Source organism: Bathymodiolus thermophilus thioautotrophic gill symbiont (assembly GCF_003711265.1).
Taxonomy (GTDB): domain Bacteria; phylum Pseudomonadota; class Gammaproteobacteria; order PS1; family Pseudothioglobaceae; genus Thiodubiliella.
Genome location: NZ_CP024634.1, coordinates 107731 through 121014, shown reverse-complemented (window position 1 = coordinate 121014; position 13284 = coordinate 107731). Strand labels below are relative to the sequence as shown.

The window sequence follows — 13284 nt, the reverse complement described above, 5'->3', positions numbered from 1 at the left end:
TCGAAAAAAGCCCTGTCTTCATAAGGCTTTTTTTTGGATTGGCTTGGTATTATTGATTGGCAAGCCAATTGCGCCAATTTTTCACTTGTAAATGATTCTGTCTATTGTTAATGTATTGTGCTTGATATTGAACTGCGCCTTTAACGCGATTTAATACAGCAAAAGTAATCAGCTCATCGATACGCCATTTGTCTTTCAAAACCGACACTAAAGATTCATTTCTGATAACCGCAGCAATAAAAGCAGACTGCGGATTGGCATACATCCTCACCGATTCTTCAAATAAATTAAGTGCCATCAACGCATCTTGAACAAATCCATTGTCGCCATCTAATAAGTACAAGGCACTGTCATAAATTGCTGGGTCGTAACCTTTTTTAAGCAAAGTGGCTAATATTTTATTGGCCATGGGTATTTGTGGCGAATAGCCCATTAAACGATTACCAGAACGCACTTGCTTGGAAGATTCATACGCCGCATCCAAGTCATTAAACTTAAACATTCCCTTTAGCAACAACCTCTGACCACTCATAATCACGCTAGGAGAGTTAATTTCATTACCCGTTTGAATCAACCTCAGTGCGCCTTCGCTCAATGATGAGGCTACCACAGGCTGCATTAACAACAATAAAATTGGGATAAGTTTTTTAATTGTACTGAGAACTTTGCATATCATGGGCAAATTTTACCACAGACAATGAAAATGCAATTTAGGTTAAAATAACACTTAAATTTCCACTCAAAACATCTATGAAAACACTTTTTGAAACTTCACTCAATCTGCCCCTTATCCAAAAAGGCAAAGTGCGAGATATTTATGCTATTGACGATAAACGCATACTAATTGTTACCACTGACCGCCTCAGTGCCTTTGATGTGGTTTTCCCAGAACCTATTGCTGGCAAGGGTCAAGTGCTGACCGAAGTGGCAAATTTTTGGTTTGAAAAAACACAACACATTGTCCCCAACCATCTAACACGCGAGCCACTTGATAGCGTTTTAACACCAGCAGAAATCAAGCAAGTAGCAGGGCGAGCCATCATCGTTAAAAAACTCAAACCCCTAGCAATTGAAGCCATTGTTCGTGGCTATCTCATTGGCTCTGGCTGGAAAGACTACCAAGCATCTGGCAAAATATGTGGCATCGAATTGCCAAAAAACTTGCGTCTAGCCGAAAAACTACCCACCGCACTCTACACCCCATCAAACAAAGCCGCTGTCGGTGCGCATGATGAAAATATTGATTTTGCCCAAACAATTGCAATCGCTGGCGAAGATTTGGCACAACAAATCAAACAAACCAGCCTAGCGCTCTACAATTTCGCCAGCGACTACGCCCTGAAAAAAGACATTATTATCGCTGACACCAAATTTGAATTTGGACTGGATGAAAACAATTGCTTAACCCTAATGGACGAAGTTCTAACCCCTGATTCATCACGCTTTTGGTCAAAATCTGACTACCACATCGGCACCAGTCCAAAAAGTTTTGACAAGCAAATTGTGCGTGATTATTTAGAAACACTAGACTGGGACAAAACCCCACCTGCACCAAGCCTACCAGATAATATCACCCAAAAAACTGCACAACAATACCACCAAGTGCAACAATTGCTAATGCAAACAACAAAGATTTAGTCGAAATATTGCATCAAGGTTAAATAATAAAAAACTTTAAAAAAATTATCTAAAACACCGCTAAATCTTGTTCTACCCATAATTCTACAGTAGCAGTAGCATTAACATTGTTATAAATATCATAAGTAATGCCGTCCTCTATTTTTGTAGAATCTTTAGCAAAAGCATTGTTACTAAGTTCTATATCAACTTTGTCACCCGTATCACCTATAACTTTAAGAAAATTGGTTGAACTGGAAATATCCAATAAGTCATTAAGATTAAGTTTCAAAGTATTGTTACCTGACCCTGTTAAATCAATGATTTCAATGTCTTGAATGCGACCATTGTCTATTTGCGTGAGATCTAGATTTAGATCCGCACCTGCTAATTTCAGCGTATCGGTATTACCACCCCCGTCAACACGAGCGAGTAAATGATTACTCAGTACCTTGCTGGAGAGTTTAGCAAGGTTGTCCGCATTAATAACAATAGTATCGTTACCGGCTCCTGCATTAAAGACATCGGTGCCTCCGTTACCTATTAAAGTATCAGCGCCTAAACCAGCGACAAACAACTCATCGGCAGGGGTGCCTGTTAGTGTGTCAGTATTATCGCCACCTAAAAAATCAACTGCATGAGCAGTAGCACCTTTGATACTACTAATATCTGATAAATAAACGGGTTCTGTGCCTGTCTTACCAAATACAACATAAGATTTACCTGCATTGCTTTTACTATCAGGATCTGCTTGAAAGGCACCAACAATCAAATCATCTAATCCATCACCGTTGACATCGCCTGCTGAGGAGACTGAGTAGCCACTCAAATCCTCGGTATTCTCACCATGAATAGCAAATCCTCCTGTCCCTAAGGCTATGGTTGACAAATCAACGGCTCTGCTATCGTTTTTACCAAATACAACATAAGATTTACCTGCATTGCTTTTACCATCAGGGTCGGCAGAACGAGCACCAACGATCAAATCATCCAGACCATCACCGTTGACATCACCTGCTGAGGATACAAAATTGCCACTCTCGTCCTCGGCACTCTCGCCATTAATAACAAATCCGCCTGTGTCTATCCCTAAGGCTATGGATGATAACTTAATAGCGCTTGCATTATTTTTACCAAATATAACATAAGATTTACCTGCATTGCTTCTACTATCAGGATCTGCTTGAAAGGCGCCAACAATCAAATCATCTAATCCATCACCGTTGACATCGCCTGCTGATGATACTGAGTGGCCACTATTATCATATGAACGCTCACCACCAATAGAAAATCCACCTGTGCCTAAATTTGCTAAAGTAGCAGCAAAACTATTGTTTTTACCAAAGATAACATAAGATTTACCTGCAAAGCTTCTATTATTATAATTTGCATAATGAGCACCAACAATCAAGTCATCCAATCCATCACCGTTGACATCGCCTGCTGATGATACTGAGTAACCACTTTGATCATTCGCATACTCACCATTAATAACAAATCCTCCTGTGCCTGAGGCTACGGTTTCTAAGTCAACATAACCTTTGTCTTTTTTACCAAAGACAACATAAGATTTACCTTTGTTACTTGCTCCCTGAATAGAACCGACAATCAAATCATCCAAGCCATCGCCGTTGACATCGCCTGCTGAGGAGACTGAGAGGCCACTCCAATTACGATCAACCTCTCCATAAATAACAAATCCTCCTGTCCCTAAGGATATGTCTGATAAGTTAATAGCACTTACATTATCTTTACCAAATACAACATAAGCTTTGCCTATATTCCCGTCACCTCGATGTGCGCCAACAATCAAATCATCTAATCCATCACCGTTGACATCGCCTGCTGAGGATACTGAGAGGCTACTCTTGTCCTTGGCATTCTCGCCATTAATAACAAATCCTCCTGTGCCTGAGGCTATGCCTGATAAGTTAATAGCGCTTGCATTATTTTTACCAAATACAACATAAGATTTGCCTGCTTTATCTTTATTATCAGGGTCTGCTTGATAAGCACCAACAATTAAGTCATCCAAGCCGTCACCGTTGACATCGCCTGCTGATGATACTGATCGACCACTAGAATCCCCAGCACTCTCACCATTCATAACAAAACCTTGTGCAATAGAACCTACCACCGACACAATAACCCTCTGCTCTGTTGCATTACCCGCAACATCAGTAGCAATAATAGTTAACACATCAGTGTGGACTGCAGTTTGTAGTGCTTTATAAGTAACGATGCCAATATCAGTAGTAATTGCAAACTTACTGGTGCTTGCATTTTTTATGCTATAAGTAATACCATCATCTGCATTGCCACCATTAAGATTACTTGCTTGAGCATCATAAACAATTGTAGTGATATCAGTATTCATCGCTACATTAACAGTGGTTATAACACCAAACAAAGGATCTAAGGTGTCCACAACAATAGCGACATCATTCTTACCAACACTTGAATTACCCACTACATTAGTTTGTTTAACCTGAATGGCATCAATAGCATGGGTGCCTTCAGTCAGCGTAAAACTGGTGCCTGTGCCGTTAGTCCAGTTAGTACCACCATTCGTGGAATATTGCCAAGGTGTGTCTTCTTCCAAACTACCAACCGTTAGTGTACCAATCTTGGTAACCTTATCGTCATCTGATACCCCTGTGTCATTTACTAAAATAAATGTGGGCTGGGCTGGTGGAATTGTGTCAATCTTTGTTGTTATTGAGTTTAATCCTGTAACATATTGGTTGCTAGCACCTTTGCCAGCAAGATTAACAATAACCGTATAATCGCCCTGGGTAAGTTGTGAAGTCCAAGCACTGTTATTGGCTAAAGTCCAGCTATTGTTAACAATAGCTGGAAGATTGGTAGTAATCACATGGACAGTAGTATCACCTTGTTTAAAAACAATGCTACTAACACTTATTGAACTCACTGTGCCAATAACGCTCACTGTGCCACTCAAAGTAGCCGTTGCCATCTCAGCAGTATTGATGATATTGTCAATGCCGATATTGTTCCAAGTAATTGAGGTTGACAAACCGATATCTACGACCGATACGCTAACAGTTTTTTCCGCTGTATTGCCTGCAATATCGGTGGCAATGATAGTCACTGTGTGAGTGCCTGCTTGCGTTTGCGCTTGTTTGTATTTTAATTCGCCAGTATTACTAATGGTAAATTTGTCTTGTTGCTCTCCCGCTTTTAAAGTATAAGTTACCGTGTTGTCGTCTGTTGCTGCTGTATATATTGTTGTCGATGCTTCGGTATTTGCTTCAACCTTGGCAGTTGCTGCACTGGTGAAGGAAGGGGCTAAGGTGTCTATAGTAATAGAGGAGGCGTACTTGATAATTGTGGCGCCGCCACTCACTTTAATCTGAATATCGTTTGCCCCATAAGTGCCACTAGCCAGCACAAAACTATTGCCTGTGCCGCTGATAAAACGATTGCCGCCGTTAGTGGAATACTCCCAAGTGTCACTACTTTTTAAATGCTTAATCGTAATTTCGCCATTTTTGCTAATCCCATCGCTATTTGATGAACCTGAGTCATTCGTTAAAGCAATTGCGAGTGGCTGTGTTGTATCGTCACTATTGACATCGCCATTGACATCGCCATTGACATCGCCATTGACATCGCCATCACTACCACTATTGGCTACCACAACGGCTGCAACCACAACGGCTGCAACCACAACGGCAGCCACGATGCCTATGTTTGAGGTAATAACATCAGAGAAACTTCGATTGCCGTCTGTGCTTGTTGCACTAGATTCTGTGGCAACAATGGATTGTTCGCCATAAAAATAAACGACTTGAGTGCTGTCTTCTAAAGTAAAGAAAGTATCGGCAACCACATGGTAAAGACCACCGTCTTCGGTGGGGAGGGAAACTAGGCAAGATAAGTCGGTTTTGCAAAGGGTGAAATAGTTGTCAAAGATGAGGACGCTTTCTGCAAATGTGACTTCTAAATCATCGTTTACTCTTTTGGCGATTAGGCTGGTTTTTTTAGTATTAAAATCTTTGGGGTTTAGTTGGTAGGCGATGCCAGTTTGTGGTTGGATGTGGTGGGTGCCTTTGGTGAGGAAAAGCACTTCTTTGTTAAGTTGGTTGGTGATTTTTTGGGCTTTATTTTGTTGTGTTGTGATTTGGGATTTTTTCATGTTTCTTTCCTACATAATAATTATTTTTATGTAATTATACATTTATATATATATTTATACATTGGTTAATCTTATAAAGATTTGCACTTAAAAATGGGATTGTTGGGAACAAAAGTCTAAAAAACAACCCAATAAAAAACAATGGTAACAACAGGCAACATACAAAAATGCACGCCTTACTTATAGAGACCTTTGCATAAATATGAATTATCATCAAAAATCCACTTTTCACCCACTTGGTAATTTTTTAAACCCAGCCTTAGCCCTGCTAGGACAAGATTTAAGAAAATTACCAATTGGGCAAAAATTGAATTTTGCTAATCACCCATATTTATGCAAAGGTCTCTTATAGGTGATAATGCAATCTACCAATTGGCAATAATTTGGTGTCAATACACGCTACAATTTCGCCAGCGACTACGCCCTGAAAAAAGACATTATTATCGCTGACACCAAATTTGAATTTGGACTGGATGAAAACAATTGCTTAACCCTAATGGACGAAGTTCTAACCCCCGATTCATCACGCTTTTGGTCAAAATCTGACTACCACATCGGCACCAGTCCAAAAAGTTTTGACAAGCAAATTGTGCGTGATTATTTAGAAACACTAGACTGGGACAAAACCCCACCTGCACCAAGCCTACCAGATAATATCACCCAAAAAACTGCACAACAATACCGTCAAGTGCAACAATTGCTAATGCAAACAACAAAGATTTAGTCGAAATATTGTTTCATTGCACCAAGGTTAAATAATAAAAAACTTTAAAAAAATTATCTAAAACACCGCTAAATCTTGTTCTACCCATAATTCTACAGTAGCAGTAGCATTAACATTGTTATAAATATCATAAGTAATGCCGCCCTCTATTTTTGTAGAATCTTTAGCAAAAGCATTGTCACTAAGTCCTATATCAACTTTATCACCCGTATCACCTATAACTTTAAGAAAATTGGTTGAACTGGAAATATCCAATAAGTCATGAAGATTAAGTTTCAAAGTATTGTTACCTGACCCTGTTAAATCAATGATTTCAATGTCTTGAATACGACCATTGTCTATTTGAGTGAGATCTAAATTTAGATCCGCACCTGCTAATTTCAGCGTATCGGTATTACCACCCCCGTCAACACGAGCGAGTAAATCGCTACTCAACACTTTGCTGGAGAGTTTAGCAAGGTTGTTCGCATTAATAATAATAATATCATCACCTTTGCCTGCATTAAAGACATCGGCACCGCCGTTACCTGTTAAAACATCATTGCCTAAACCAGCAACAAACAACTCATCGGCAGAGGTGCCTGTAAGTATATTACTCTCGCCATTACCTTGAAAATCAATAGCATGAGCAACAACACCATTGCTAGCACTAATATCTGCTAAATCAACGGCTTTTGTATCGGTTTTACCAAATACAACATAAGATTTGCCTGCATCACTTTTATTATTAGGGTCTGCATTAAAAGCACCAACAATCAAATCATCCAAGCCATCGCCGTTGACATCGCCTGCTGAGGAGACTGAGAGGCCACTCCAATCATCAGCATTTTCACCATTAATAACAAAGCCACCCGCGCCAGAGGCTATGACTGACAAATCAACAGCACTGCCATTGATTTTACCAAATACAACATAAGATTTGCCTGCATCGCTTTTACTATCAGGGTCTGCATAATAAGCACCAACAATCAAATCATCCAAGCCATCACCGTTGACATCGCCTGCTGAGGAGACTGAGTAGCCACTGAAATCATTAGCATTCTCACCGTTAATAACAAAACCATCTGTGCCAGAGGCTATGACTGACAAATCAACAGCACTGCCATTGGTTTTACCAAATACAACATAAGATTTGCCTGCACTGGTTTTACTAGCAGGGTCTGCCCAAAAAGCACCAACAATCAAATCATCCAAGCCATCGCCATTGACATCGCCTGCTGAGGAGACTGAGATGCCACTATTATCCTCAGCACTCTCACCATTAATAACAAAACCACCTGTGTCTGAGGCTGAGGCTATGGCTGATAAATCAACAGCACTTTCATTGGTTTTGCCAAATACGACATAAGATTTACCTGCTTTGTCTTTACTATTAGGGTCAGCTTTATAAGCACCAACAATCAAATCATCCAAGCCATCGCCATTGACATCGCCTGCTGAGGAGACTGAACGGCCACTCAAATCATCTTCATTCTCACCATTAATAACAAAGCCACCTGTGCCAGAGGCTATGATTGATAAACTAATAGCATCTTTGTCTTTTTTGCCAAATACAACATAAGATCTGCCTGTTTGGTTTTCAGTTCGATAAGCACCAATAATCAAATCATCCAAGCCATCGCCGTTGACATCGCCTGCTGAGGAGACTGAGATGCCACTATTATCATTAGCATTCTCACCGTTAATAACAAAACCACCCGTGCCAGCAGCTATGACTGATAAATTAACAGCACTTCTATCAGTTTTGCCAAATACAACATAAGATTTACCTGCATAACTTTCACTAAGATTAGCACCGACAATCAAATCATCCAAGCCATCGCCGTTGACATCGCCTGCTGAGGAGACTGAGATGCCACTATTATCCTCAGCACTCTCACCATTAATAACAAAACCACCCGTGCCTGAGGCTATGGTTGACAAATCAACAGCAACTTTGTCTTTTTTACCAAATACAACATAAGATTTGCCTGCATTGCTTTTATTATCAGGGTCTGCATTAAAAGCACCAACAATCAAATCATCCAAGCCATCGCCGTTGACATCGCCTGCTGAGGAGACTGAGCGACCACTAAAATCCCCGGCACTTTCTCCATTCATAACAAAACCTTGTGCAATAGAGGTTAAAGAAACCGTTAAATTTTGCGCTAACCACAATTTTGCAGTAGAAGCGCTTGCATGAGAATAAATATCATAAGTAATACCATTAACAACTTCGGTTGCATTTGATTTTTCAAATCCGCGTGTCTTGACTTCAACTGTATCGCCTGAATTACCCACCACTTTAAGAACATTGGTTGAAGTGGAAATATCCAGCAAATCATTCAGATTGAGTTTCAAAGTATTGTTACCTGAACCTGTTAAATCAATGATTTCAATGTCTTGAATACGACCATTGTCTATTTGCGTGAGATCTAGATTTAGATCCGCACCTGCTAATTTCAGCGTATCGGTATTACCACCCCCGTCAACACGAGCGAGTAAATGATTACTCAACACCTTGCTGGAGAGTTTAGCAAGGTTGTCCGCATTAATAACAATAGTATCGTTACCGGATCCTGCATTAAAGACATCGGTGCCTCCGTTACCTATTAAAGTATCATTGCCTAAACCAGCGACAAACAACTCATCGGCAGAGGTGCCTGTGAGTGTATTATCATCATCATTACCTTGAAAATCAATAGTATGGGCAACAACACCTTTGCCAGTGCTAACATCTGCTAAATCAACGGCTTTTGTGTCTGTCTTACCAAATACAACATAAGATTTACCTGCTTTGTTTTTACTACTAGGGTCTGCTTGATTAGCACCAACAATCAAATCATCCAAGCCATCGCCGTTGACATCGCCTGCTGAGGAGACTGAGATGCCACTGCCATCATCAATATTCTCACCATTAATAACAAAACCACCTGTGCCAGAGGCTATGGCTGATAAATCAACAGCACTGCCATTGGTTTTACCAAATACAACATAAGATTTACCTGCATTGCTTTTATTATCAGGGTCTGCTTTATGAGCACCAACAATCAAATCATCCAAACCATCGCCGTTGACATCGCCTACTGAGGAGACTAAGACGCCACTATAATCCCCAGCATTCTCACCGTTAATAACAAAGCCACCCGTACCTAAGGCTATGACTGATAAATCAACAGCAGCTTTGTCCTTTTTGCCAAATACAACATAAGATTTACCTGCATCATTTGTACCACTAGGATCTGCCAGATAAGCACCAACAATCAAATCATCCAAGCCATCGCCATTGACATCGCCTGCTGAGGAGACTGAGGCTCCAGACCGATCGCTAGTATTCTCACCATTAATAACAAAGCCACCCGTGCCTGAGGCTATCTTTGATAAATCAACAGAGGCTTCATCAGTTTTCCCAAATATAACATAGGACTTACCTGCCTTGCTTTTATTAGCAAGGTCTGCTTGAAAAGCACCAACAATCAAATCATCCAAACCATCGCCATTGACATCGCCTGCTGAGGAGACTGAATAGCCACTCCAATCATCAGCATTCTCACCGTTAATAACAAAACCACCCGTGCCAGCAGCTATGACTGATAAATTAACAGCACTTTCATTGGTTTTACCAAAAACAACATAAGATTTTCCTGCGTTACTTTCACCATTAGTGTCTGCTAGAAAAGCACCAACAATTAAGTCATCCAAGCCATCGCCATTGACATCGCCTGCTGAGGAGACTGAGTAGCCACTCCAATCATCAGCATTTTCACCGTTAATAACAAAACCACCCGTGCCAGCAGCTATGACTGATAAATTAACAGCACTTTCATTGGTTTTACCAAAGACAACATAAGATTTTCCTGTATAAGTATCACCAAGATTAGTACTAACAATCAAATCATCCAAGCCATCGCCATTGACATCGCCTACTGAGGAGACTGAGTTGCCACTGTTATCCCCAGCATTCTCACCATTAATAACAAAGCCACCCGTGCCTAAGGCTATGGCTGATAAATTAACAGCACTTCCATCAGTTTTACCAAATACAACATAAGTTTTACCTGCTTTATCTTTATTATCAGGGTCTGCTTGATAAGCACCAACAATTAAGTCATCCAAGCCGTCACCATTGACATCGCCTGCTGAAGAGACTGGGGAGCCACTCCAATCCTCAGCACTTTCTCCATTCATAACAAAACCTTGTGCAATAGAACCTCTCACCGACACAGTAACAACCCGTTCTGTTGCATTACCTGCAACATCAGTGGCAATAATAGTTACTGTGTCACTATGCACTGTCGTTTGTATTGCTTTATAAGTAACGATGCCAGTATCAGTAGTAATTGCAAACTTACTGGTGCTTGCATTTTTTATGCTATAAGTAACACCATCATCTGCATTGCCACCATTAAGATTACTGGCTTGAGCATCATAAACAATTGTAGTGATAGCAGCATTTATCCCTACATTAGCAGTGGACGCACCAGCAAACAAAGGATCTGAGGTGTCCACAACAATAGCGCCAGCATTCTTAACAACGCTTGAGACATTACCCGCTATATTGGTTTGCTTAACCTGAATGGCATCAATAGCATGGGTGCCTTCAGTCAGCGTAAAACTGGTGCCTGTGCCGTTAGTCCAGTTAGTGCCGCCATTAATAGAATACTGCCAAGTTGCATCTGATTCCAAACCAGCAACCGTCATCATGCCATTATTAGTAACACCATCGCTATTTAACACCCCTGTGTCATTTGTTAAAGTAAATGTAGGTTGGGCTGGTTGAGTTATGTCAATCTTTGTTGTTATTGAATTTAAGCCTGTAACATCTTGGTTGCTAGCGCCTTTACCAGCAAGATTAACAATAACCGTATAATCGCCTTGGGTAAGTTTTGAAGTCCAAGCGCTGTTATTGGCTAAAGCCCAAGTATTGTTAACAATAGCTGGAAGATTGGTAGTAATCACATGAACAGTAGTATCACCTTGTTTAAAAACAATGCTACTAACACTTATTGAACTCACTGTGCCAATAACGCTCACTGTGCCACTCAAAGTAGCCGTTGCCATCTCAGCAGTATTGATGATATTGTCAGTGCCGATATTGCTCCAAGTAATTGAGGTTGACAAACCGATATCTACGACCGATACGCTAACAGTTTTTTCCGCTGTATTGCCTGCAATATCGGTGGCAATGATAGTCACTGTGTGGGTGCCTGCTTGCGTTTGCGCTTGTTTGTATTTTAATTCGCCAGTATTACTAATGGTAAATTTGTCTTGTTGCTCTCCCGCTTTTAAAGTATAAGTTACCGTATTGTCGTCTGTTGCTGCTGTATATATTGTTGTCGATGCTTCGGTATTTGCTTCAACCTTGGCAGTTGCTGCACTGGTGAAGGAGGGGGCTAAAGTATCTATAGTAATAGAGGAGGTGTACTTGATAATTGTGGCGCTGCCACTCACTTTAATCTGAATATCGTTTGCCCCATAAGTGCCACTAACCAGCACAAAACTATTGCCTGTGCCGCTGATAAAACTATTACCGCCGTCAGTGGAATACTCCCAAGTGTCACCACTTTTTAAATGCTTAATCGTAATTTCGCCATTTTTGCTAATCCCATCGCTATTTAACGAACCTGCGTCATTCGTTAAAGCGATTGCGAGTGGCTGTGTTGTATCGTCACCATCGCCATCGCCATTGACATCGCCATCGCCATCACTACCACTACTGGCTACCACAACGGCTGCAACCACAACGGCAGCCACGATACCTATGTTTGAGGTAATAACATCAGAGAAACTTTGATTGCCGTCTGTGCTTGTTGCACTAGATTCTGTGGCAACAATGGATTGTTCGCCATAAAAATAAACGACTTGAGTGCCGTCTTCTAAAGTAAAGAAGGTGTCGGCAACCACATGGTAAAGACCACCGTCTTCGGTGGGGAGGGAAACTAGGCAAGATAAGTCAGTTTTGCAAAGGGTGAAATAGTTGTCAAAGATGAGGACGCTTTCTACAAATGTGACTTCTAAATCATCGTTTACTCTTTTGGCGATTAGGCTGGTTTTTTTAGTATTAAAATCTTTGGGGTTTAGTTGGTAGGCGATGCCAGTTTGTGGTTGGATGTGGTGGGTGCCTTTGGTGAGGGAAAGCACTTCTTTGTTAAGTTGGTTGGTGATTTTTTGGGCTTTATTTTGTTGTGTTGTGATTTGGGATTTTTTCATGTTTCTCTCCATAATTATTATTTATGTAATTATACATTGGTTAATCTTAAAAAATTTACGCTTAAAAATGAAATTGTTGGGAATAAAGGTCTAAAAAACAACCCAATAAAAAACAATGATGAATTACAAAAAAACCGTACAATGATAACAACAGGCAACATACAAAAATGCACGCCTCACTTACAGGTGGTAATGCAATCTACCAAATGCCAATTGGCAATTGCCAATTGGCAATAATTTGGTGTCAATGCACGCTACAATTTCGCCAGCGACTACGCCCTGAAAAAAGACATTATTATCGCTGACACCAAGTTTGAATTTGGACTGGATGAAAACAATTGCTTAACCCTAATGGACGAAGTTCTAACCCCCGATTCATCACGCTTTTGGTCAAAATCTGACCACATCGGCACCAGTCCAAAAAGTTTTGACAAGCAAATTGTGCGTGATTATTTAGAAACACTAGACTGGGACAAAACCCCACCTGCACCAAGCCTACCAGATAATATCACCCAAAAAACTGCACAACAATACCGCCAAGTGCAACAATTGCTAATGCAAACAACAAAGATTTAGTCGAAATATTGCATCAAGG

At 40.6% G+C, this 13284-nt stretch carries 6 protein-coding genes and 2 pseudogenes; 5 read left to right on the top strand and 3 right to left on the bottom strand.

The window, feature by feature from the left end:
- Positions 1-49: 49 nt before the first annotated feature.
- Positions 50-676 (bottom strand): hypothetical protein, encoded by a 627-nt coding sequence (locus MS2017_RS00390; protein ID WP_071563738.1) that lies wholly within the window; start codon positions 674-676, stop codon positions 50-52.
- A gap of 74 nt (positions 677-750) precedes the next feature.
- On the opposite strand from MS2017_RS00390, the gene MS2017_RS00385 reads away from it, so the two are divergent.
- A complete protein-coding gene (locus MS2017_RS00385; protein WP_122950900.1) occupies positions 751-1638 on the top strand; it encodes a phosphoribosylaminoimidazolesuccinocarboxamide synthase in 888 nt (295 codons plus the stop codon).
- Between the two features lie 49 nt (positions 1639-1687).
- On the opposite strand, the gene MS2017_RS10940 is transcribed toward MS2017_RS00385, so the two are convergent.
- Positions 1688-5776, bottom strand: coding sequence for a beta strand repeat-containing protein (locus MS2017_RS10940; protein WP_164707552.1), 4089 nt, complete (start codon positions 5774-5776; stop codon positions 1688-1690).
- A gap of 202 nt (positions 5777-5978) precedes the next feature.
- Between MS2017_RS10940 and MS2017_RS10935 the strand changes: the two genes are divergently transcribed.
- Positions 5979-6128 (top strand): hypothetical protein, encoded by a 150-nt coding sequence (locus MS2017_RS10935; RefSeq protein ID WP_164707541.1) that lies wholly within the window; start codon positions 5979-5981, stop codon positions 6126-6128.
- A gap of 48 nt (positions 6129-6176) precedes the next feature.
- Positions 6177-6500 (top strand): annotated as a pseudogene (locus tag MS2017_RS00375) (phosphoribosylaminoimidazolesuccinocarboxamide synthase); the annotation flags it as partial.
- A 57-nt stretch (positions 6501-6557) separates the two neighbouring features.
- Here the strand turns inward: MS2017_RS00375 and MS2017_RS10930 are convergent.
- Positions 6558-12689, bottom strand: coding sequence for an FG-GAP repeat protein (locus tag MS2017_RS10930; protein WP_164707551.1), 6132 nt, complete (start codon positions 12687-12689; stop codon positions 6558-6560).
- Between the two features lie 36 nt (positions 12690-12725).
- Here MS2017_RS10930 and MS2017_RS00360 point away from each other — a divergent pair, with 36 nt between their 5' ends.
- Entirely contained in the window at positions 12726-12926 is a 201-nt protein-coding gene (locus MS2017_RS00360; protein WP_122950899.1) for a hypothetical protein, read from the top strand.
- A gap of 18 nt (positions 12927-12944) precedes the next feature.
- A pseudogene (locus MS2017_RS00355) lies at positions 12945-13265 on the top strand (phosphoribosylaminoimidazolesuccinocarboxamide synthase); the annotation flags it as partial.
- Positions 13266-13284 lie beyond the last annotated feature (19 nt).

Coding starts and splice junctions, on each gene's coding strand:
- MS2017_RS00385 (WP_122950900.1), top strand. CDS start 751: ATGAAAACACTTTTTGAAACTTCACTCAATCTGCCCCTTATCCAAAAA.
- MS2017_RS10935 (WP_164707541.1), top strand. CDS start 5,979: ATGAATTATCATCAAAAATCCACTTTTCACCCACTTGGTAATTTTTTA.
- MS2017_RS10930 (WP_164707551.1), bottom strand. CDS start 12,689: ATGAAAAAATCCCAAATCACAACACAACAAAATAAAGCCCAAAAAATC.
- MS2017_RS00390 (WP_071563738.1), bottom strand. CDS start 676: ATGATATGCAAAGTTCTCAGTACAATTAAAAAACTTATCCCAATTTTA.
- MS2017_RS10940 (WP_164707552.1), bottom strand. CDS start 5,776: ATGAAAAAATCCCAAATCACAACACAACAAAATAAAGCCCAAAAAATC.